Genomic DNA, 21429 nt, shown 5'->3' on the forward strand with positions numbered 1-21429 from the left:
GGCGGGCCGGGCGCATGGGTCTCGGCGGGGCCGGTCGTGGCACGGGTGGCACTGTTCTCGGCGGACATCCGTACTCCAGACTCCAGGGCGGTGGGCCGCGGGGGCGGCCCGACGGGGGGTGGATCCGGGGAGGTGCGCGGGGGCGGGGCATGCGGTCGGGGCGGGCGGGCGGTCTGGATGGGCGGTCGGGGCGGGCGGTCGGGACGGCGCAGGGGGTGCCGGGGTGGTGCAGGGCGGGGCGGATCGGCGGGAACGGTCGGTCGGGGAGGCCTGGCACGGTGCGGCCGGCCGGGGCGGCGACGCGGGCGGACGGGGCGGGTGAGTCGGACGGGTCGTTACGACCGTACGTGGGCGCCGAGCCACAGTCAGCAACCATTCCAGCCAACGCGGGGTGGTTGAGGGGCCGATGACAGGCGCTCGGTCGTGCCCACGCGCCCCCGCCGCCCGGGGGCGGTGAGCGGGATCACCGGGGCCGTTCGCCGGGCGCGCCCCGCACCGGGCGATACGCTTCGTGGGCAAGTCGTTTGACGCAGGTCACGCCGGTGCAGAGCCGCACCGGCCGACGGAGGTGGAATCGGATGGCCCAGCAGGTGAAGGCAGTCATCGCGCGTGCCAAGGGCGCGCCCGTGGAGGTGACGACGATCGTCGTACCCGACCCCGGGCCGGGCGAGGCGGTGGTGCGGATCCAGGCCTGCGGCGTCTGCCACACGGACCTGCACTACCGGGAGGGCGGCATCAACGACGACTTCCCGTTCCTGCTGGGGCACGAGGCGGCGGGGATCGTGGAGTCGGTCGGCGAGGGCGTCACCGAGGTCGTTCCCGGTGACTTCGTCGTCCTCAACTGGCGTGCGGTCTGCGGCCAGTGTCGCGCGTGCGAGCGCGGGCGCCCGCAGTACTGCTTCGACACGCACAACGCCAAGCAGAAGATGACGCTGCTGGACGGCACCGAGCTGTCCCCGGCGCTGGGCATCGGCGCGTTCGCGGAGAAGACCCTGGTCGCGGCCGGCCAGTGCACCAAGGTCGACCCGAGGGCCGAGCCGGCCGTCGCGGGCCTGCTGGGCTGCGGTGTGATGGCGGGCATCGGCGCCGCGATCAACACCGGCAACGTCGGCCGGGGCGACTCGGTCGCGGTGATCGGCTGCGGCGGTGTCGGCGGCGCGGCCGTGCTCGGCTCGCGGCTGGCCGGCGCGGGGAAGATCATCGCGGTGGACATCGACGACCGCAAGCTGATCACCGCGGAGAAGCTCGGTGCCACCCACACCATCAACTCCCGCACCGCCGACCCGGTGGAGGCGATCCGCGAGCTGACTGGTGGCCACGGCGCGGACGTCGTGATCGATGCGGTCGGCCGCCCGGAGACGTACAAGCAGGCGTTCTACGCCCGTGACCTGGCCGGCACGGTCGTCCTGGTCGGCGTCCCGACGCCGGAGATGACGCTGGAGCTGCCGCTGCTGGACGTGTTCGGCCGGGGCGGCGCGCTGAAGTCCTCCTGGTACGGCGACTGCCTGCCGTCGCGGGACTTCCCGATGCTGATCGACCTCTACCTCCAGAGCCGGCTGGACCTCGGCGCGTTCGTCAGCGAGACCATCGAACTCGACGGCGTGGAGCAGGCGTTCGCGCGCATGCACGAGGGTGATGTGCTCCGTTCGGTGGTGATCCTGTGAGCGGCGCGCGGATCGACCGGCTGGTCACGGCCGGCACCTTCGACCTCGACGGCGGCAGCTGGGAGGTGGAGAACAACGTCTGGATCGTCGGTGACGACGACGAGGCCGTGGTGATCGACGCGGCGCACGACGCCGAGGCGATCGAGGCGGCCCTCGGCGGGCGCCGCCTGCTGGCGATCGTCTCCACCCACGCGCACAACGACCACATCGACGCGGCCCCGGCGCTCGCCGACCGCACCGGTGCGCCGATCCTGCTGCACCCGGACGACCTGCCGCTCTGGAAGCTCACCCACCCGGACCGCCTGCCGGACGGCGAACTCGCCGACGGACAGCGGATCGAGGTGGCCGGCACCGAGCTGACCGTGCTGCACACCCCCGGCCACGCGCCCGGCGCGGTCTGCCTCCACGCGCCCGGGCTCGGCACGGTCTTCACCGGCGACACCCTCTTCCAGGGCGGCCCGGGCGCCACCGGCCGGTCGTTCTCGCACTTCCCGACGATCATCGACTCGATCCGGGACCGCCTCCTCTCGCTCCCCCCGGAGACGGTGGTCCGCACCGGCCACGGCGACCCGACCACGATCGCCGCCGAGGCGCCCGCACTTCCGGAGTGGATCGCGCGCGGCCACTGACCGCGAGGGTCCCCGGTCACCGGCCCCGGCTCCAGCTCCGGCCGCCGGCCCCGGCCCCGGCCGGTGACCGGGGGCGATGCCCGGCCCGGTGCCCCGCGCACCGGGCCGGGCGCCGTACGATCGCGGGCATGGCCCATGATCCGCACGCACTCGACGAAGCCTTCCTCGCCTTCTGGCGGGAGCGGCACATCTCCACGCTGACCACCCGGCGCCCCGACGGCTCGCCGCACGTAGTGCCGGTGGGGGTGACGTACCAGCCGGAGACCGGGACGGCGCGGGTGATCAGCAGCCGGACCAGTCGCAAGGTGCGCAATGTGCAGGCCGCCGGGGCCGAGGGCATGCGGGTGGCGGTCTGCCAGGTGGACGGCGCGCGCTGGTCGACGCTGGAGGGCGTGGCCGTGGTGCGGGACGAGCCGGATGCGGTGGCCGATGCCGTCCGGCGGTACACCGAGCGGTACCGCGAGCCCCGGGTGAACCCGGACCGCGTGGTCATCGAGATCACCGTCGACCGGGTGCTCGGCCGGGCGTAACGGCCGCGACGGCAGCGGTCCGTGGGTGTGCCCGGAGCTTCGTGGTACCCGTGGTGCCTCCGTGATGTGGGTGTTTATCGGCCGTTGATCGCCGGCGCCTAGCGTCGGCGGCATGAACGAGGGAACGGTCGAGGAGCAGGGCGGGCGGGCGCTGCCCGAGGGGCGGATGACGGAGCAGGACACGGAGCGCTTCCGGGTGCTGCTGGCGCGCCTGGGCGACTCGCTGACGGCGGACCGTCGGGCGGCCGCCGAGGCGGGGTTCGATGCGTGAGTCAGGGGTGACGACGGCCGGTGAGCGCGGGCCGGTCGCGGTGCTGCCGCTCTGGCAGCGCGGGCCGGTGTCCGCTCCTTGGCCGGGTTGGTCGGGTTCGCTGCCGGATCCGCTGTCCGGTTCGGCGACGGGCGGGCTGCCGGTGGCGGGACGTGTCCCGCTGCCGGACCCGGCCGGGCCGGCCCGGGGCGGGGGAGCCGGCTGCTCGGGTGTCGGCGCCGGTGCGGGTGTCGCTGTCGGCGCCGGTGGCGGCGTGGCCGTGGCTGCCGGTGCGGGCGTGGACTACTTCACGAAGCGGACCTCCGGGTAGTCCGCCGAGGGGCCGTTCAGCAGTGCGCTCGGGCGGCCGAGCAGGTGTCGGTCGAAGAAGGCGCCCAGACAGGCCCGGGACACGGCGAGCGTGCGTTCGCCGCGGAGGCTGCCGTACTGCGGGCGTGCCGTCTCCGGCGGTATCCGGTCGCGCACCCCGAAGGCTTCCAGTACCCAGGGCATGCCCTCGGCGGGCAGCGGGGCGAAGAAGTCGCGGAGCCGTGGTCCGTCGCAGGTCGGAGCCGCCGCGCCGGGCGGCCCGGCCTCGCGGACGACCCCGGCTCCACCTGAGGTGGGGTCAGCTGCCCTGCGCGGGCGGCGATCGCGCCCGGCCCGCGCAGGGCAGCGGTGCTCAGCAGTCGCAGCCGCAGTCGCACCCGTCGCATCCGCAGCCGTCGCAGCACCCGCCGTCTCCACAGCAGTTGCAGCAGTCACCGCAGTTGCTGCAGCAGTCCCCGCAGTCCCCGCAGTCGACGTCCTGCCGTGCGCACCACCCCTCCTTGCGCTCGCGCGAGAACGGATCGTCGTGCGAGCAGCACATCAGCTGGCAGGTGCAGGCCATCAGCGCCCAGACCGCGCAGCCGGCCAGCAGGTTGCGCCGGTGCGGGGGACGGCCGCCGGGCGGGGTGAACCCGGGGCCCTGCGGCACCCAGGGCGGGATCGGCGCGCCGGGACCGGCGGGCGGCGCCTGCCCCGGGTCCTGCCGGGGCGCCGACCGGTACGGGTCGGAACCGTACGGGTCGGCGCCGTGCCCGGCGCCCCCGTGCCCGGCGCCCCCGTTCCCGGCGGAACCGTGCCCGGCGGCGCCGTCGGCGGGCGCCGTCCGGGTCCGGCAGGTGGCGGCGTGCGCGGCCGGGACGAAGACGCGCTCCACGGCCCGCTCCGTCTCGTGCGCGAGCAGGGTGTGCACCAGGGCCCGGTCGGTCAGCTCCACCTCGCGGAGCGCGAGCCGGATGCCGTGGACGGCGTCCCGGCAGAGGCGTTCGGCCTCGGCCCGGTCGGTGCCGGTCGCCGTGAGCGGGTTCCAGGCTCCGCTCGCGGCGTCCTCGGCCTGGTCCTCGGCGGCGTCCAGCAGGTGGGCGAGCCGCCCGAACAGACGCCCCGCCTCCGCCAGCGGTTCGGCGTTGCCGGGCCGGCCGGCCAGGACGGCGGTGTGGGCGAACGCCGCCGAAGTGGCGCTCTCGGTCGGCTCGGTGACCAGCAGGACGGACCCGCCCGGGGGCAGCGCACGCTCCAACGCGCCCTGGCGGGAGGCCGCGTCGAGCAGGACGGCGGTGTCGAAGCCGACCGCCGAGGCGCCGCCCGCGCTCTTGCGGTCCCAGCGCCTGGTGACGGCGCGGGCCCCGGCGGCGACCGGGCGCCGGGCGAACACGCCGTCCCGGTCCTCGACATGGTCGCGGATCTTCACCGAGGCGAGCGCCAGCGAGACGGCGGCCGCCAGCCGGGCGCCCTCGCCCTTGGCGACCGAGGCGGTGCGCATCCCGCGCAGCGGGCAGGGCCCGGCGGTGCGGCGCCAGGAGGCGTCGTCCTTCGCGCTCTGCGCCTCGACCAGCACCGAGATGATCAGACCGTCGTAGTTGGTGGCCGTCCGGGCCAGTTGGCCGTGGTCGTCCCTGAGTGCCAGGCAGAGTCCGCACAGATGAGCCATCCACGAGGCCTGCAGCCGCTCGGAGAGCCGGTGCCGACACGGCCTGATGATCCCGAACATGATCCCCCTTGGTGCGCGGGCCCTGGTCGGCCCCCGATCGCGGACATCATATGACCGGCAGTTCACGGCTTTGGAAGGGTTGAGAACCAGGTGGGTAACACCGGCGGGGAGGCCGTCCGCCGGAGGTCGCGGCGCAGGCCGCAGGCGTGCGGGACCGGCTCCGCGCCCGGCGCGGGCCGGTCAGCCGGTGAGGACGCCGGAGAGCTCGGTGACCGCGCTGGTGCTCTTCGCCGGGGGCGGCGACACCTTCACCGGCTTGCCCAACTCGGTGAAGGTGACCGTGGTGACGGCGTGGATCGGGTCCATGTCCAGGACCAGCCGGACCTTCGCCACCCGGCCCTGGGGGTCGACCCAGACCTCGGCCGGGATCCGGAGGTCGCCGCCGCCGAGGCTCCGGTAGGTCGCCAGCTTGGCCTGGACCTCCGGTGCCAGGCGCAGGACGACGGCGTCGTCGGCCAGTACGCCGCTGTACCGCACGGTGCGGACGCCGTCCAGCTCCTCCTCCCCGTTCCGGACGACCCGGGTCAGCGTGGAGAGCTGCTGCAGGACGTGCTCCGGGTCGTTGACCGGCGACCGGAGCAGGGCGTGCGCGACGGTCCGCTCGCGGTCGATCGCCGCCCAGGACCCCGCGGGCACTCCCGCCGAGCCGCGCACGTACACCTGGCCGTCGGCGAAGACCTCGTCGAGGTGGCTGATCGCGCCCCCGGGGAGGTCGACGCCGAGCTGCCCCCGGTCCGCCGCCATGTCGAAGTCCCCGGCCACGGCCAGGTTGTACGTGGTGTCGCCGTTGGTGAGCTGCACGGTCTGGCCGACCCTGGCGCTGGTGCGGCCGGTGGCGGCCGCGGCCTCGTGCACGGCGGCGGTATGCTCCGCGGACGGCGCGGCCGGGGCGCTCGTGGCACCCGTGGGCGTCGCCGGAGCGCCGGACGGCAGCGGGGTGCTCACGGCCGCGGTGCTCGCCGCCGGTGCGCCCGCCGACGCCGAAACGCTCGCCGAGCCGCTCGCCGACGGCCCGGCGGCGTTCCCGCCGGTGGCGGACGAGCAGCCCGCCGCGCACAGCAGCGCGAGCACGGTACTGACGAGACCTGTGGAACGGCGCACTTCTTCCCCCGACCTGGTGGTGACACGGTGACGACGGCCGGGCCCGCCGCGCGGTGCGACGTCCCCGTGGTGGTGCGTGCTCCGCACCCGCCCGGCCCACCGACCCTATCGGGCCAGGTCAGGGGCGTTCCGGCGGGGTGGTGCGACTCGGCCCCGGGTGGTCCCGCGGCGGCCCTGGGCCTATCGGGTCGGGTCCGAGCGGAAGGCCCGCCGGTAGGCGGCGGGCGTGGTGCGCAGTGCCTCGTGGAAGCGCCGGCGCAGGTTGACCGCCGAGGAGAGGCCGACCCGGTGCGCGATGGTCTCCACCGGCAGGTCGGTCTCCTCCAGCAGGGCCCGGGTGGCGGCGATCCGCCGGTCCAGCAGCCAGCGTCCGGGACTGATGCCCAGTTGCTCGGTGAAGCGCCGGGTCAGCGTGCGGCCCGAGACCTGGGAGTGGAGCGCCATCTCGGCGACGCTGACCTGCTGGTCCAGCCGCCCGCCCAGCCACTCCAGCAGGGGGGCCAGCGAGTCGGTGACCGGTCCGGAGGTCGGCAGTTCGGCGTACTGCAGCTGGCAGCCCTCGCGGTGCGGCGGCATCACCATCTGCCGGGCGATCCGCATCGCGTGCGCGGCGCCGTGGTCGGTGCGCACCAGGTGCAGGCAGAGGTCGACGCCGGCCGCCGATCCGGCGCTGGTGGCGACATCGCCGTGGTCCACGTAGAGCACCGCGGGGTCGACCCGGACCTGGGGGAACCGGTCGGCCAGTTCGGCGGCCCGGGCCCAGTGGGTGGCGGCCCGCCGGCCGTCCAGCAGTCCGGCGGCGGCGAGCACGAAGGCGCCCGAGCAGATGCCGACGATCCGCGCGCCGCGCCGGTGTGCCCGGCGGACCGCCTCGACCACCGCCGGCGGCACCTCGGTGCCGGCCGGCTGCTGCCAGCCGGGGACCAGGACGGTGTCCGCGCGCTCCAGCGCGTCCAGGCCTGCCGTGACCAGCAGGTCGTAGCCGACCTGGGTCCGCACCGGGCCGGGGTGCTCGGTGCAGACCTCGAACGTGTAGCGGGCGGGGATCGCCGGGCCGTGGTCGCCCAGCACCTCGGTCGCGCAGGCCAGCAGGAAGGTCGACTGCGGGGGCTGGAGCAGGGCCACGACCCGGTGCGGCGCCGGGGATTCGGGCGGCGGACGAAGCGTCATGGCGCGAAAGTACCCCATCATGTCGTTCGGGACACTGGGGTGGTCGAATGGTCCAGACCACCATCGTGCTGTGACCACCTCGCAGACGCACACCCAGAACGCACAGAACAGCCGGAACACCAAGGACGCGCAGAACAGTCGGACCACCCGGAACGTCCGGACCACTCGCGCCGCCCGGACCGGTCCGCCGCCCGCCCGGCCCCCGTTGTGGGACCGGCGCTTCACGCTCTACTTCGTCGCCCGCGCGGTCTCGCTGGTCGGCGACGCGATGATGCCGGTCGCCACCGCACTCGCGGTCGGCGCGCTCTACGGGATCTCCGGGGTCGGCATCGTCCTCGGCATCTGGACCGGGACGGTCGTCGCCCTGGTCCTGTTCGGCGGGGTGCTCGCCGACCGGGTCGGTGCGCGCCGGATGATGGTCGGCGCGGACCTCGCCCGGGTGCTCACCCAGGGGGTGCTGGCCGCCGCGTTCTTCGCGGGACCGCCGCCGTTCTGGCTGCTGGTGACCATGGCGGCGCTGGCGGGTGCGGCCACCGCGATGTTCCAGCCGGGGGTGAACGGGATGGTCCCGCTGGTCGCCCGCGAGCCGCAGCGGGCGAACGCCACGCTCAAGGTGGCCGACGCGCTCGCCCAACTGCTCGGCCCTGCCCTGGCGGGCCTGCTGATCGCGCTGACCGGCGCCGGGACGGTCTACGCGATCGACGGCGCCACCTTCCTGCTCAGCGCCCTGTGCCTGGCGCTCATCCGGCTCGCCCCGGCCGGCGCGCCCGAGGCCGCCCCGGCCGCCGCCGGCTCCCCGGCGGGCGCCGAGCCCGGTGCCCGCACCGGCGGTTCGCTCCGCCGCGACCTGCGCCAGGGCTGGCAGGAGTTCCGTGCGCGCACCTGGATGTGGGCGGTGATCCTGATCTGGGTGGGCTACGGCGTGCTGCTCTTCGGTCCGCTGGTGCCGCTCAGCTCGGCGCTGGTCGGTGCCCGGCTCGGCCCGAACGCCTACGGTCTGGCGGTCTCCTTCCTCGGCGTCGGAACGGTGCTCGGCGGGCTGCTGGCCCTGCGGGTGCGCCCGGCCCGGCCGTTGGCCGCCGGTGCGGCGGCGATGGCGCTGTACACCGTGCTGCCGCTCTGCGTCGCACTGGACACCGGCCTGCCGGTGCTGCTGGCGGGCCACGTGCTCGGCGGCGGCGCCTGGGCGTTCTGGTCGGTGATGTGGGCGACCAGTGTGCAGACCCACACCCCGCCCGCGGTGCTCAACCGGGTCAGCGCGTACGAGCTGGCGGGCTCGGTGTCCGGGATCGCGCTCGGTCAGATCCTGGCAGGACCGGCCACCGCGCTGGCCTCCCCGGGGCGGCTGCTGCTGGTGTCGGCGGGTGCCTGCCTGGCGGGCTGCGTGGCGCTGTTCGCGATCCCGGCGATCCGCACGCTGGGCCGTGCCGCTCCCGCGGGCGGCACGCCGGAGGCGCCGGGCCGACCCGGACCTGCGGCCTCGGAGGCCCCGGACTGCTGACGTACCGCCGGGTGGGCGCCGGGGCGCGGAGCGGCCGGTGCCGCCGGGGGTGATCGCGCCGCGCACCGGCCGCACACCGGTGGCATCACCGGGGCGCGGCCGTGCACGCCACGCGCCGGCGCCCACCGCCGGGCCGCTCGGCCGGGGCCCGCGCCCTGTAAGTGATCCCATATCCGGGATAGCATCGCGAATATGGGAATCGATACGGCCGCCGACGAGCGGCTGGCCATCCGACTGGCCGAACTCCGCGTCGAACGCGGTTGGACGCTGGAGGAGTTGGCGCGCCGGGCAGAGGTGAGCCGGTCCACGCTGTCCCGGGTCGAGCGGGCGGAGGTCAGCCCGACGGCCGCCCTGCTCGGTCGGCTCTGCGCCGTGTACGGGCGCACGATGTCGCGGCTGCTCGCCGAGGTCGAGTCGGCCCCGGCCGGGCTGGTCCGGGCCGGGGAGCAGCGGGTCTGGCGTGACGAGGCGACGGGGTTCGTGCGGCGTTCGGTGTCCCCGCCGGACGGCTCGCTGCGGGCCGAGATCATCGAGGGGCTGCTGCCGGCGGGCGCCGACATCGCCTACGACCGGCCGTCCGTCCCCGGCCTGGAGCACCACCTCTGGCTGCTGGAGGGCCGGTTGGAGCTGACCGTCGACGGCGAGCCGCAGCAGCTCGCGGCCGGCGACTGCCTGCGGTTCACCGCCGACAGCACCCGGTTCCGCAGCCCGGGGCCCGAGGCCGCCCGCTACGTCCTGGTGGTGGTGGAGCCGTGACCCCCGCCACCGGCCCGGCGGCGCCGCCCCGGGAGCGCTTCGACGCCGCCGGGCGCCGCGTCCTGCTGGTCTGCGTCGCGGGCGGGTTCACCACCCTGCTCGACCAGTCCGTCCTCAACACCTCGATACCCGCCCTCCGGGAGAGCCTGCACGCCGGCCCCGCCCATCTGCAGTGGATCGTCGCCGGCTACTCGCTCGCCTTCGGCCTGGCCCTGGTCCCGGGCGGGCGGCTCGGCGACGTCCGCGGCCGCAAGTGGTTCTTCGTCACCGGCCTGGCCGTGTTCACCGCCGTCAGCGTGCTCTCCGCGACCGCGACCGAGCCCTGGGTGCTGGTGGCCGCCCGGCTGCTCCAGGGCGCCGGGGCCGGGCTGGTCAACTCCCAGATGATCGGCACCATCCAGGACGTGTTCGACGGCCAGCTGCGGGCCCGGGCGCTCGGGATGTACGCCGTCACCGGCGGCCTGGCCTTCGCGCTCGGGCCGCCGATCGGCGGCGCCGGGCTGGCCGCGGTCGGACCGGAGTTCGGGTGGCGGCTGACCTTCCTCCTCAACGTGCCGTTCGGGCTGGCGACCGTCGTGCTGGCGGCCCGCTGCCTGCCGCGCCCGCGCCCCAGTGCCCGCAACGCCGACCTCGACCTGGTCGGGCTGCTGCTGGTCGCCGCGCTGACCCTGGCGCTGATGCTGCCGTTCGTGCAGCCGCCCGCCTGGACCGGCTGGCTGGCCTTCGGCGCCGGCGCGGCCCTGCTGCTGGGCGCGCTGGTGTGGTGGCAGCGCCGCTGCGCCCGGGCCGGCGGGCACCCGTTGATCCACCCGGCGCTCACCCGGTCCGCGCCGTACGCGCTCGGCACGGCGGTGGCGATGGCCCAGTTCGGCTCGTCCGTGGCGGCCGGGCTGGTGCTGGCGATGTTCCTGCAGGACGGGCTCGGCCTCTCCCCGATGGGCGCGGCGCTGGTCGCGCTGCCCTCGGCGGTCTCGATGGGCGTCGCCTCGGCGCTCGCCTGGCGGGTGGTGCAGCGCTTCGGCCGGCGGACCGTGACCGCGGGCCTGACGCTCGCGGCGCTGGTGATGCTCACCGGCGGCCTGGTCGTGCGGTGGGCGCCGACGGGTGGGCTGCCCTGGCTGCTGGCGGGGCTGCAACTGCTCGGCGGCGCGGCCGCGGGAGTGATGGGCGCGACCAACCAGGCGTATGTGCTGCGCCATGCGCCCGCCGAGGCGGCCGGGGTGAGCGGGGCGATCCTGCAGATGGCGCAGCGGATAGCGGCGGCGGTCTGCGTCTCGGCGCTCTCCGGTGTCTACCTGCGCGCGACGGGCGGCGGTGGCGGTCACCGGGCCGCGTACACCTCCGCCAGTGCCGTCTGCGCGGCGGTGGCCGCCCTGGCGGTGCTGGCCTCGGTGCTCGCGAGCCGGGCGGCGGCCCGGGAGGACGGCGGACCGGTGGCGGTACCGCTGCCCGGGCAGGCCGGACCCGGAGCGCCCGCCCCCGGCGGGGTCGGCGAGGTGCGGGCCGGCGGGGTCGGCGAGGTGCCGGTCGGCGAGGTACAGGCCGGGAAGGTGCGGGCCGGCGAGGTACGGGCCCGGGGATAGGACCGTGACCGGCCGGGTTGAGCGGTGGGCGAACGGCCTGTCGGCAGCGGGAGCCACGGCATACGGTGATCGGCATGACCGATCATCGGACCGTGGAACTGCCGGAGGTCACCCTCGCCTACCGCGAGTCCGGCCCGCCCGGTGCCCCGCCGCTGCTCCTGCTGCACGCGCTCGGCGAGCGGGCCACCGACTGGGCCGGCGTGCTGCCGGACCTCGCGCCGCGCCACCGCGTCCTCGCGCTCGACCTGCGCGGCCACGGGGACAGCGGCCGGCCCGGCCGGTACGGCGTCGAGCCGATGCGGGACGACGTCCTCGCCTTCCTGGACGCCCTCGGGCTGGACCGGGTCGATGTCGTCGGGCACTCGATGGGCGGTGTGGTGGCGTACCTGCTGGCGCAGGAGCACCCCGAGCGGGTCGGCCGGCTGGTGCTGGAGGACGTCCCCGCGCCCTACCCGCGGCCGGCGGCCCCGGTGGCCGACGCGCCCGCCGGGCCGGTGGACTTCGACTGGGCGGTGGTGAAGCCGGTCAAGGCGCAGCTGGACACCCCCGAGCCGGTCTGGCTGGAGCGGATGGCCGCGATCACCGCACCCACCCTGGTGGTGGCCGGGGGCCGGGCGAGCCACGTCCCGCAGGACCGGATCGCCGAGATGGCCGGGCGGATCCCCGACTGCCGGGTGGTCACCGTCGAGGCCGGGCACCTGGTGCACCACACCCGGCCGGCGGAGTTCGTCGCGGCCGTCGCGCCGTTCCTGGACGTCGCCCGGCGCTGAGGGGCGAGCGCGGCGCTCGCCCCGGGCGACCGGGGCGGCGCCGCGCCCGGGATCAGACGCCGTGCTCGGCCGGGAGCCGGCCCGCCCGGACGGCCGTGACCAGGTCGGCGTGGTCCGCCTCGGTCCGGTCCGCGTACGCCACCGCGAAGGTGGCGACCGCCTCGTCCAGCTCCTCGTTCTTGCCGCAGTAGCCGGTGATCAGGCCCGGGTCGGCGGTGTGCGCATGGGCCCGGGCGAGCAGGGCGCCGGTGATCCTGGCGTAGTCGTCGAGCTGGGCGGGCAGCAGCGCCGCCGGGTCCACACTGCCCTTGCGGTTGCGGAACTGCCGTACCTGGTAGGGCAGTCCGTCCACGGTGGTCCAGCCGAGCAGGGTGTCGCTGACCACCTGCATCCGCTTCTGGCCGAGGACCACCCGGCGGCCCTCGTGGCCCTCCGGCGCGGTCACCGGGTACCCGGCGCGGGCCAGGTGCGGCAGCAGGACCGACGGCCGGGCCTCCTTCACCTGGAGCACCAGCGGCTGCTCCCGGTGGTCGGTCAGCAGCACGACGTACGAGCGGGTGCCGACGCTGCCGGTGCCCACCACGCGGAACGCCACGTCCTGCACCCGGTAGCGGGCGAGCAGCGGGTGCAGCTCCGCGGGCACCGTGCCGACGTAGGGGCCCAGCGCGGCGGCCACTGCGGCGGCCGTCGCGTCCGGGACCTCGCTGAGCACCGGGGGCGCCGCGGTGAACCGCAGGCCGCCGTCCTGCGCGCGGACGGTGGACTTGGCCGCGAACCTGGCGCTCGTGTTGCCCAGCGCCTTCGTGCCGACCTTCTGCAGGGCGTCGGCCAGGTCGTGCGCCTGCGCGAACGAGACCAGCTGGTCGTCGGCGACGGCGTTCCAGGCGTCCAGGACGGGCAGCTTGGCCAGCGCGCGCATGGTGCGGCGGTATGAGCCGGCGGCGTCGAACGCGGCCTGGCGTGCGGTGGTCTCGTCGGCCCCGACCTCGCGGCCGGCCAGTACCAGGCTGGCGGCGAGCCGCTTGAGGTCCCACTCCCACGGGCCGGGCACGGTCTCGTCGAAGTCGTTGATGTCCATCACCAGCTGCCCGCGGGCGTCGCCGTACAGGCCGAAGTTGGCCGCGTGCGCGTCGCCGCAGAGCTGGGCGGTGATCCCGGAGGTGGGCGTCGGGGCGAGGTCGGCGGCCATCAGGCCGGCCGAGCCGCGCAGGAAGGCGAACGGCGTGGCCGCCATCCGGCCCAGCCGGATCGGGACCAGCTCGGTGATCCGCCCGGCGTTGGACGCCTCGATCGCCGCTATGGCGGTCGGACGGTCGTCGGCGGTGGCGAACTCGGCGTGCCGCTGGCGCGGGATGCGCTCGCGCAGGGCCTTGCCGCGCTCGCGGGAGCGGCCGTCGTGGTGCGGCGCGAACCCGTCGACGGCGAACCGCCGCCCCCGGCCGGCCGCTTCCGCCCGCACGCCGGACTCCTCCACCGCTTCGGTGAGCTGCGTCATGGTGCCCCGCCCCGTCCTCTGTCGTTCCCGCCCGCGACCTGCGCGGACCCGGCCCGTCGGCGGGCCGGGCAGCAGGTTACCCGCCCGCCCGGACAACCCGTCGGGAGGGAGGGACGCCCGGGGCGGTGCCGCGGTTGCGGGGGCGGGGCGCGGCGTCAGCCCCCGAGAAGTGCTTTGTGGGCGCCGTACGCCTCGATGAAGCCCTGGACGGCCCGCAGGTCGCCCGGGAAGGACGCGGACCGCCACTTCGCCTTCGTGCCGTCGCGGTACTGGAGGTCGATCCACACGGCGAGGTTCACCATGGTGCTGTCGGAGAAGCTCTGCCCCCTCACCTGGAGGGTGATGTCGGTGAGGGCGTAGAAGTCGACGACGGTCGGCGGGTGGCGCTCGTCCGTGTACTCGACGGTGCCGTCCGGGGTGATGACCAGCAGCGGGTCCGGATCGTCCGAGGTCCCCCGGAAGAACCCCTTCAGCTTGCCCCGCCTCTTGGTGAAGACGTGCCAGTCCGTCGGTACGGGGCCTTGGCGTGCCTGCCAGAGGATCGTGCGCGGATCGGTCATGTCAGCTCCGGATCGTGCCACCACCGCCGACCGGTGGACGCCCCCGAGGAGGCGTGCGCGTACGGGTCGGCGGCGGCGCCCGCCGACCGCGCGCGGGGCGGCTCCGGACCGACCGGGACCACCAAGGATTCTCCGTCCCCCATCGACCGGGCGCCACCGCGGCACCGGGTGGTCCCCGGCTCGCGACACCCCCTAGGGTGGCCCGATGGGTGAGCTTCGGGGGAGTGGCGGTGTCCGGGCGGTGGCCGGGGTGGCGGCGGTGCTGGTAGTGGGGGCCGGGCTCGGGGTGCGGGCGGTCGGCGGGGGCGAGCTCGCCAAGTACGCGGGCGACGCGCTCTACACGGTGCTGGTGTACGCCCTGGTGGTGCTCGTCGCGCCGCGGCTGCGTCCGGTGGCCGCCGGTGCGGTGGCGGCGGGGCTGAGCTGGGTGGTGGAGCTGTTCCAGCTTACCGGCGTCCCCGACGGCCTGGCGCGGCGCAGCACGGTGGCCCGGCTGGTGCTCGGGTCCACCTTCAACGCGCCGGACCTCTGCTGGTACCTGGTCGGCGCGGCGGCCGCCGCGCTGCTGCACGCGGGGGCGGTCCGGCTGGTGCGGTCCGCTTCCGTGGGGAGGGGGACCGCACCCGGCCGGGCCTGACGGTTCGTCAGAGCGGGAGCAGCTCCGGCCGCTTCGCCTCGACGTGGTCGCCGGAGGACTCGCCGCGCAGTCGGCGGCCGACCCACGGCAGCAGGAACTCGCGCGCCCACTGGAGGTTCTCCCGGCGCTGGTCGGCGGCGGACTGGTACGGCAGGACCGGCCAGGGCGCCTCCGGGTCCTGCTCGGTGCGCAGGCCCAGCGAGCGGGCGGCCAGCAGGGCGACCCGCTGGTGGCCGTCGGGCGAGAGGTGCAGGCGGTCCTCGCTCCACGCCCGGCGGTCCTGCACCGCGCGCAGTGACCAGAGGTCCGCGACCTTGCAGCCGTTGCGGTCGGCGACGGCCCGCATGTGGCCGTTGTACGTGGCGATCTTGCCGCGCAGGTGCTTCAGCAGTGGCACGCCCCGGGTGTCGAAGCCGGTGCAGATGAGCACCGTCCCGGCGGACTCGGTGAGTTGGACGATGGCGCGCTCGAAGCGTTCGGCGACCTCGTCCGGGTCGCTGCCGGGTCGCAGGATGTCGTTGCCGCCGGCGCAGAAGGTCACCAGGTCCGGCTGGATGCGCCGGACCTGCGGCACCTGCTCCGCCGTGACCTGGTCGAGCAGCCGGCCCCGCACCGCGAGGTTGGCGTAGCGGAACTCGCCCGGCGGGCGTCCGTCGGCGAGCAGGCCGGCGAGCCGGTCGGCCCAGCCGGCGAAGGCGCCGCCGACGCCGGGGTCGTTGAGCCCCTCGGTGAAGCTGTCTCCGAGGGCCGCGTACGAACTGAGGTCAAGAGTCTCCTGGAGGTTCGGCATGAAGGAGATAGTTCACTGTCTCAAGTGACCTACGCCACCGTAGGTGGCCCCCGGGGGGACGTGAGATGGACCACGTACGGATTCAGCAGGTTCCGGGAATATCGCGGGGGGCGGGGCGCGCCAGGCGCGGCGGGCGGTCGAACCGACCTGATGGCCCGTCAGGGCGGTGACCCGGATAGCTCCGTCGGAGAAATGACAAGATCGCGACCCCCTTCCGCTTCCGGTCCGCCGGTGCCCACCCTGGAAGGGCCCCGCCGTTCGGCGGGCGCCCCACCCAGGAGGGCGCAAGCATGACCGACACCGATCCCCTCACCGCGTCCAGGACCCCCGGAACGGGCTGGTACGTCGACGACCGCTGCACCAACTGCGACGTCGCCCGCCAGCTCGCCCCCGATCTGATCCACGAGCGCGACGGCCGCTCCGAGGTCGTCCGCCCGCCCCGCGACGAGGCCGAGCTGCGGCAGCTGTACGCCGCCGCCCACGCCTGCCCCACCCGTTCCGTCCGCCTCCGCGGCCGGCCGCTCGACCCGGCACGGGACCCGTTCCCGCTCGCGCTCGACGAGGACCTGCTGCTGAGCGGCCACAACTCCCAGCACACCGCCGGCGCCAACGCGTACCTGCTGCGCCGGCCCGGCGGGTACCTGATGGTGGACACGCCCCGGTACGCCGAACCGCTGGCCGCCCGCTACGAGGCGCTCGGCCCGGTGACCGACGTGCTGCTCACCCATCGCGACCACGCGGCGCACGGCCGCGCGTACGCCGACCGGTTCGGCGCGCGGCTCTGGATCCACGAGGGGGACCTCGACGCCGCGCCCGACGCCGACCGGGTGCTGCGCGGCCGGGAACCCGTCGAGATCGCCCCCGGGGTCGTGGCCCACCCGTTCCCCGGGCACACCCCGGGCAGCGTCCTGTACGTGGCCGACGACCGGTACTGCTTCAGCGGCGACAGCTTCTACTGGTCGCGCACCACCGGCGACCTGGAGGTGGCCGACGGGGTCACCTGGTACTCGATGGAGGAGCTGGCGGCCTCGCTCGCCCGGGGCGTCGGGCGCCTGCGCTTCGAGTGGGTGCTGCCGGGGCACGGCGACCGGCGGCGGATGCCGGCCGAGGAGGCCGACCGGCGGCTGCGGGCGCTGGCCGAGCGGTGCGCCGGGCTGCGGACGAGGCCGGTCGACTTCGTCCTGCGCTGGTAGGCCGGCGGCCGGGCGGCGGCGCCCCGGCACCGTGAGGGTGCCTCCGCGCACCCGTGCCCCGGTGCCCGGCGCCCCTGCACCCGGCGCCCCCGTGCGCCGGGGTGCGCGCCGGGTGCGCGGGGGGTTGCACCCGGCGATGGTGTCCGCTCATGTGTGCGAACTGACTCGCGTGGGCAGCCGCCCTTGGGGGTGCGCTACGCACCGGCACGCCCCCACGTGCTCCGGTACCCGAGGCCGCGTTCTCCACCGCCCCGGCGCCCCAGCGCGCAGCATCCCGATCCCAGCAGTCCCGGACGGCGGAGGTAGCCGCATGCCGAACCGAACCCCGGAGCGCACCGCGAGGCCGCGGCGCTACCTGATGTGCCGGCCGACGCACTTCACCGTCGACTACGCGATCAACCCCTGGATGGACCCGGCCCGGCCGACCGACACCGAGCTCGCCGTCCGCCAGTGGGAGCGGCTCTGCTCGATCTACCGGCGGCTCGGCCACACCGTCGAGCTGATCGAGCCGGTGCCGGGCCTGCCCGACATGGTCTACACCGCCAACGGGGCAACCGTCCTGGACGGCCGGGCCCTGATCGCGACCTTCCGGCATCCCGAGCGGGCCGGCGAGTCCGACGCCCACGAGGCGTGGTTCCGGTCCGCCGGCTACCGCGAGGTCCACCGGGCGGGGCACGTCAACGAGGGGGAGGGCGACCACCTGGTGGTGGGCCGCCGGGTGCTGGCCGGCACCGGGTTCCGTACCGATCCGGCGGCGCACGCCGAGGCCCGGGCCCTGTTCGGGGTCCAGGTGCTCGGCCTGACCCTGGTCGACCCGCGCTTCTACCACCTGGACACCGCGCTCGCCGTCCTCGGCGACGACCACGTCATGTACTACCCCGAGGCCTTCACGCCCGACAGCCAGGCGCTGCTGCGCAGCCTCTACCCCGACGCGATCCTCGCCGACCGCGCGGACGCCGAGGTGTTCGGCCTCAACGCGGTCTCGGACGGGCGGCGGGTCCTGCTGCCGGAGGCCGCCAAGGCGCTGGCCGGCCGGCTGGCCGAGCACGGCTACGAACCGGTGCCGGTGGACGTCTCCGAGCTGCTCAAGGGCGGCGGCGGCGCCAAGTGCTGCACCCTGGAGCTGCGGCCGGCCTGAGCGCCCCCGGCCGTCCGCTGAGCGCCCCCGGCCGTCGGGAGGGCACTCGGGCCGGGGTCGCTCGGGCAGCGGTGGTCCGGCAGTGGCCGCCAGGGCTCAGGCGTCCTGTCCCAGCCAGAGGTCGGGGCCGAACACCTCGTAGTGGATGTCGGCGGCCGCCACGCCCGCCGCGAGCAGCTGGGCCCGCACCGAGCGCAGGAAGGGCAGCGGCCCGCACAGGTAGGCGACGGTCCCGGCCGGGACCGGCACCGTCGAGAGGTCGACCAGGCCGGTGCGCTCGGCGGGCCAGTCGCCCACCGGCCGCTCGTAGAAGACGTGCGCGACGGCGTTCGGCAGCTCGGCGGTGAGCCGGTCGAGCTCGGCCCGGAAGGCGTGCGCGTGCTGGTTCCGGTCGCCGTGCACGGAGATCACCGTTCGGGGGGAGCCGGTGGCGGCGAGGTGGTCCAGCATGGCCGTCATCGGCGTGTTGCCTATCCCGGCCGAGGCCAGCAGCACCGGTCCGGCGCCGTCGGCGAGGGTGAGGTCGCCGAGCGGCGGGGCGAGTTCGACCACGTCGCCGGTGTGCAGGTGGTCGTGCAGGTGGTTGGACACCTCGCCGGCCGGTGCCCCGTCGGCCCCGGCACCGACCCGCTTGACGGTGAACCGGAGCGCGCCGCCGGAGCTCCCCGAGAGGCTGTACTGGCGGATCTGCCGGGCGCCGTCCGCCATCGCCGCGCGCACCGAGACGTACTGGCCGGGCCGTGCGGGCGGGACGGGGCCGCCGTCGGCGGGGCGGACCAGGTAGGTGGTCACGTCGTCGGTCTCCCGGCGCCGGGCGATCACGGTGAAGCGGCGCCAGAGGTCGTCCGGGTCGCCCGACTGCGCGGCGGCGGTCTCGGCGCGCAGCCGGTCCTCGATGGCGATCAGCGCGTTGGCCATCAGCCAGTACACCTCGTCCCAGGCGGCGGCGACCTCCGGGGTGACGGCCTCGCCGAGCACCTCGACGATGGCGGCGAACAGGTACTTCTGGACGATCGGGTACTCGTCGTTCCGGATGCCGACCGAGACGTGCTTCTGGGCGATCCGGGCGAGCATGGCGTCCGGCCGCAGGTCGGGGTGGGCGATCAGGGCGGACGCGAAGGCGGCTATCGAGCCGGCCAGCGCCTGCCGCTGGGTGCCGTTGGCCTGGTTGCCCCGGTTGAACCGGTCGCGCAGCAGCTCCGGGTGGTCGGCGAAGAGTGTGTCGTAGAAGAGCGGCGTGATCGCGCCGATCGCGCCGCCCACGGCGGGCAGGGTGGCTTCGACGATCTCGGCGGACTTGGCGGACAGCATGGGGCTCACTCCGAACTGGCATCTGAGATGCGTATTAAAGGTCGTGTGGAGGCGCGACCCGGCGGGTCGGTGAACGGGGGTGTGGGGTCAGCCGACGGGTCTGCCGGAGAGGCTCAGCAGGACCGGCCCGGTGGGCGGGCCGACCAGGTCGTCGATCGAGAGCGGATCGAGCGAGGCGAAGAACGCCTCCTGCGCGGTCCGCAGTGCCCCGCGCAGCCGGCAGGCGGCCCGTAGCGGGCAAGGCGGCTCGTCCTCGCAGCCGACCACGTCGCCGGCGCCCTCCAGCTCGCGCACCAGTACCCCGAGCGAGCCGGTCCGGCCGGCGGAGGTGAGCGCGAGGCCCCCGCCCCGCCCGCGCCTCGCCTCGACCGCACCGAGGTGCTGGAGCCGGCTGACGACCTTGGCGGCGTGGGTGTACGGCACGCCCACCGACTCGGCCACCTCGCGGGTGGTCGGGTTCGCGTCCTCGTCGAGGACCGCCAGCCGCATGGCGATGCGGAGGGCGATGTCGGTGCTCTTGGTCAGCCTCACGCCCGGCAGGCTATCGAATACGAATTCTGTACTCCAATTTGGGGTGCGCCCTCGGCGCCCGGGTGGAGCTGCTCCCCGTGGCACACGGACGCGCCCCGCCGGGAGCCGGCGGGGCGCGTGGTGGGCGGGCGGGTGACGGTCAGCTCCGGACCGCCTCCGGCCGGGCCGGCGCGCCCGCGACCGGGTCGGCGGCGGCCGGGCCGCCGATCACGAACGGTGCGGGCCGACGGGCAGGGACGAGCAGGGCGGCGACGGCCGCCGCCAGGCAGAAGGCGGCGAGCAGGGCGAACCCGTGGGTGTAGCCCGATTCGTAGGGGTGGCCGGAGGGCTGCAGGTGGCCGGTGACCAGGCTGGTCATCAGCGCGGCGCCGATGGAGCCGCCGATGGTGCGGATGTTGGCGTTCATGCCGGTGGCCGCGCCGGTCTGCGCGGCGGGCACGCTCTGGACGATGAGGTTGCTCATCGAGGCGAACGCGAGGCCGATGCCGAGCCCGAAGACCCCCGCCGCCAGGGCGACCTGCCACGGCCGGTCGTGCCAGGCGGCGAGCATCGCGCAGGCGGCCGAGCCGAAGACGGCGCCCGCGGTCAGCTGGGCCTTGGCGGGGAACCGGCCGGCCAGGCGCCCGCTGAGGATCCCGGCCACGAACATGGTGACCAGCATGGGCAGCATCAGGAGCCCCGCGCCGGTGATGCTCGACCCGAAGCCGTAGCCGGCCGAGGTCGGCGTCTGCGCGAAGCCGGGGAGGAAGGCCCAGACCGCGTACATGCCGCCGCCGAAGAGCAGGGCGGCGGTGTTGGTCGTCCAGACCGCCGGGAGGCGCATGATCCGCAGGTCGATCAGCGGGTTGCGCGAGCGGGCCTCGACCAGGGCCCAGAGGCCGAACAGGACGACGGCCGTGACCAGCAGGCCGATCACCCCGTTGGAGCCCCAACCCCACTTCGAGGCCTGGCTGATGGGCAGGAGCAGGGCCACCAGCCAGCCGGAGAGGAGGACGGCGCCGAGCCAGTTGACGCTGCCCGCGCCGCCGGCGCCCTCGGCGCGCTTGGGCGACTCCGGGACGTAGCGCTGGGCGATCACGGCGGTGACGGCGACGATGATCACCGGGAACCAGAAGAGCCAGCGGTAGTCCAGCGCGCCGACGATCGGTCCGGCCAGGACCATGCCGAGGCCGCTGCCCACCGCGATGACGGCGGACAGGTTGCTGATGCCGGTCGCCACCCGGGAGGCGGGGAACTCGTCGCGGATGATGCCGAAGGACAGCGGGAAGAGCGCGCCGGCGATGCCCTGGATGACCCGGGCGATGATCAGGACGGTGATGTTGGGAGCCAGGGCGGCGACCAGGCAGCCCACCAGGAGCGCGCCGAGCGCGGCGACCAGGGTGCGCTTCTTGCCGACCAGGTCGCCCACCCGGCCGAGGATCGGCGTGAAGATCGAGGCGGAGAGCAGGTAGGCGGTCATCACCCAGGTGACGGTGGCCTGCGAGGTGTTCATCGCGTGCTGGACGGTGGGCAGGGCGGGCGTGATCAGCGACTGGAGCAGGGCGAACACGCCCGCGCCGGTCGCGAGGACGCCGAAGGTGAGGCGATTGGACGGGCGGCTCATCGAACCTTCTCGGGGCATGGGGCGCGCAAGGGGAGCGCGCCCACGGGCTGCGGGCGGAAGCGGTGTGCGTGGTGCTGGTGTGCGTGGTGCGTCGTGCGCTGTGTGCTGGGTGGCGCGCGCTGTGCGGTGCCGGTGCCGGTGCGGTCGGAGCTGTGGTGCGTACCGCCGGACGCGCGGCG

22 protein-coding genes are annotated in these 21429 nt (G+C 75.4%); 12 read left to right on the top strand and 10 right to left on the bottom strand.

Annotated features, from left to right (window positions below; genetic code table 11):
• The first annotated feature begins 578 nt into the window (after positions 1-578).
• The 4 genes from ACIF6L_RS36090 to ACIF6L_RS36105 all read left to right on the top strand — a co-directional run bounded on the left by ACIF6L_RS36090 (position 579) and on the right by ACIF6L_RS36105 (position 3094).
• The gene (locus tag ACIF6L_RS36090; RefSeq protein ID WP_329491148.1) at positions 579-1664 is read left to right on the top strand and encodes an S-(hydroxymethyl)mycothiol dehydrogenase; all 1086 of its coding nucleotides are present in this window, start codon (positions 579-581) and stop codon (positions 1662-1664) included.
• Positions 1661-2293, top strand: a complete 633-nt coding sequence (locus ACIF6L_RS36095; RefSeq protein WP_329491149.1) for an MBL fold metallo-hydrolase — start codon at positions 1661-1663, stop codon at positions 2291-2293. Before ACIF6L_RS36090 ends, ACIF6L_RS36095 begins: the two co-directional genes overlap by 4 nt.
• A 128-nt stretch (positions 2294-2421) precedes the next feature.
• Positions 2422-2823 (top strand): TIGR03618 family F420-dependent PPOX class oxidoreductase, encoded by a 402-nt coding sequence (locus ACIF6L_RS36100; protein ID WP_352296660.1) that lies wholly within the window; start codon positions 2422-2424, stop codon positions 2821-2823.
• A 112-nt stretch (positions 2824-2935) separates the two neighbouring features.
• Positions 2936-3094, top strand: coding sequence for a hypothetical protein (locus ACIF6L_RS36105; protein ID WP_352296657.1), 159 nt, complete (start codon positions 2936-2938; stop codon positions 3092-3094).
• Positions 3095-3376: 282 nt separating this feature from the next.
• Here the strand turns inward: ACIF6L_RS36105 and ACIF6L_RS36110 are convergent, their stop codons facing one another.
• From ACIF6L_RS36110 to ACIF6L_RS36120, 3 genes are all read right to left on the bottom strand, one after another.
• Positions 3377-3586 (bottom strand): hypothetical protein, encoded by a 210-nt coding sequence (locus ACIF6L_RS36110; RefSeq protein ID WP_396490748.1) that lies wholly within the window; start codon positions 3584-3586, stop codon positions 3377-3379.
• 169 nt (positions 3587-3755) lie between these two features.
• Entirely contained in the window at positions 3756-5111 is a 1356-nt protein-coding gene (locus ACIF6L_RS36115; RefSeq protein WP_396490747.1) for a DUF5685 family protein, read from the bottom strand.
• A gap of 180 nt (positions 5112-5291) precedes the next feature.
• Positions 5292-5966, bottom strand: coding sequence for an LppX_LprAFG lipoprotein (locus tag ACIF6L_RS36120; protein WP_359837357.1), 675 nt, complete (start codon positions 5964-5966; stop codon positions 5292-5294).
• A gap of 49 nt (positions 5967-6015) precedes the next feature.
• Between ACIF6L_RS36120 and ACIF6L_RS36125 the strand changes: the two genes are divergently transcribed.
• A complete protein-coding gene (locus tag ACIF6L_RS36125) occupies positions 6016-6243 on the top strand; it encodes a hypothetical protein (RefSeq protein WP_396490746.1) in 228 nt (75 codons plus the stop codon).
• 149 nt (positions 6244-6392) lie between these two features.
• On the opposite strand, the gene ACIF6L_RS36130 is transcribed toward ACIF6L_RS36125, so the two are convergent.
• The gene (locus tag ACIF6L_RS36130) at positions 6393-7382 is read right to left on the bottom strand and encodes a GlxA family transcriptional regulator (RefSeq protein WP_396490745.1); all 990 of its coding nucleotides are present in this window, start codon (positions 7380-7382) and stop codon (positions 6393-6395) included.
• Positions 7383-7452: 70 nt separating this feature from the next.
• On the opposite strand from ACIF6L_RS36130, the gene ACIF6L_RS36135 reads away from it, so the two are divergent.
• The 4 genes from ACIF6L_RS36135 (at position 7453) to ACIF6L_RS36150 (ending at position 11992) form a co-directional block, all read left to right on the top strand.
• Positions 7453-8883, top strand: a complete 1431-nt coding sequence (locus tag ACIF6L_RS36135) for an MFS transporter (RefSeq protein ID WP_396490744.1) — start codon at positions 7453-7455, stop codon at positions 8881-8883.
• Positions 8884-9075: 192 nt separating this feature from the next.
• On the top strand, positions 9076-9639 hold the full coding sequence (locus ACIF6L_RS36140) for an XRE family transcriptional regulator (protein ID WP_329491159.1): 564 nt from the start codon (positions 9076-9078) through the stop codon (positions 9637-9639).
• A complete protein-coding gene (locus ACIF6L_RS36145) occupies positions 9636-11222 on the top strand; it encodes an MFS transporter (protein WP_396490743.1) in 1587 nt (528 codons plus the stop codon). The genes ACIF6L_RS36140 and ACIF6L_RS36145 overlap by 4 nt, the downstream gene beginning before the upstream one ends.
• A 74-nt stretch (positions 11223-11296) precedes the next feature.
• Entirely contained in the window at positions 11297-11992 is a 696-nt protein-coding gene (locus ACIF6L_RS36150; RefSeq protein ID WP_396490742.1) for an alpha/beta fold hydrolase, read from the top strand.
• 52 nt (positions 11993-12044) lie between these two features.
• Here the strand turns inward: ACIF6L_RS36150 and ACIF6L_RS36155 are convergent, their stop codons facing one another.
• Positions 12045-13487 carry a DUF2252 domain-containing protein gene (locus ACIF6L_RS36155; protein WP_396490741.1) on the bottom strand — a complete coding sequence of 481 codons (1443 nt, stop codon included), beginning with the start codon at positions 13485-13487 and terminating at the stop codon, positions 12045-12047.
• A gap of 155 nt (positions 13488-13642) precedes the next feature.
• Positions 13643-14047: a hypothetical protein gene (locus ACIF6L_RS36160; protein ID WP_359807801.1), complete on the bottom strand. Its 405-nt coding sequence runs from the start codon at positions 14045-14047 to the stop codon at positions 13643-13645.
• Between the two features lie 205 nt (positions 14048-14252).
• Here ACIF6L_RS36160 and ACIF6L_RS36165 point away from each other — a divergent pair, with 205 nt between their 5' ends.
• Positions 14253-14684: a DUF2809 domain-containing protein gene (locus ACIF6L_RS36165; protein WP_396490740.1), complete on the top strand. Its 432-nt coding sequence runs from the start codon at positions 14253-14255 to the stop codon at positions 14682-14684.
• Between the two features lie 7 nt (positions 14685-14691).
• On the opposite strand, the gene ACIF6L_RS36170 is transcribed toward ACIF6L_RS36165, so the two are convergent.
• Complete coding sequence (locus ACIF6L_RS36170; protein WP_329491165.1) at positions 14692-15474, bottom strand: SGNH/GDSL hydrolase family protein; 783 nt, start codon at positions 15472-15474, stop codon at positions 14692-14694.
• A 290-nt stretch (positions 15475-15764) separates the two neighbouring features.
• Here ACIF6L_RS36170 and ACIF6L_RS36175 point away from each other — a divergent pair, with 290 nt between their 5' ends.
• Together ACIF6L_RS36175 and ddaH are read left to right on the top strand one after the other, a co-directional pair.
• Positions 15765-16667 (top strand): MBL fold metallo-hydrolase, encoded by a 903-nt coding sequence (locus tag ACIF6L_RS36175; RefSeq protein ID WP_396490739.1) that lies wholly within the window; start codon positions 15765-15767, stop codon positions 16665-16667.
• Between the two features lie 310 nt (positions 16668-16977).
• Positions 16978-17805, top strand: coding sequence for a dimethylargininase (gene ddaH, locus ACIF6L_RS36180; RefSeq protein WP_359807807.1), 828 nt, complete (start codon positions 16978-16980; stop codon positions 17803-17805).
• Positions 17806-17901: 96 nt separating this feature from the next.
• On the opposite strand, the gene ACIF6L_RS36185 is transcribed toward ddaH, so the two are convergent.
• The 3 genes from ACIF6L_RS36185 to ACIF6L_RS36195 form a co-directional block, all read right to left on the bottom strand.
• Positions 17902-19116, bottom strand: a complete 1215-nt coding sequence (locus tag ACIF6L_RS36185; RefSeq protein ID WP_396490738.1) for a globin domain-containing protein — start codon at positions 19114-19116, stop codon at positions 17902-17904.
• An 87-nt stretch (positions 19117-19203) separates the two neighbouring features.
• Positions 19204-19647 (bottom strand): RrF2 family transcriptional regulator, encoded by a 444-nt coding sequence (locus ACIF6L_RS36190; protein WP_396490737.1) that lies wholly within the window; start codon positions 19645-19647, stop codon positions 19204-19206.
• A gap of 139 nt (positions 19648-19786) precedes the next feature.
• Positions 19787-21250, bottom strand: a complete 1464-nt coding sequence (locus ACIF6L_RS36195; protein ID WP_396490736.1) for an MFS transporter — start codon at positions 21248-21250, stop codon at positions 19787-19789.
• Positions 21251-21429 lie beyond the last annotated feature (179 nt).

It is taken from the genome of Kitasatospora sp. NPDC086009 (assembly GCF_044540385.1).
In the GTDB taxonomy this organism is placed as follows: Bacteria; Actinomycetota; Actinomycetes; order Streptomycetales; family Streptomycetaceae; genus Kitasatospora.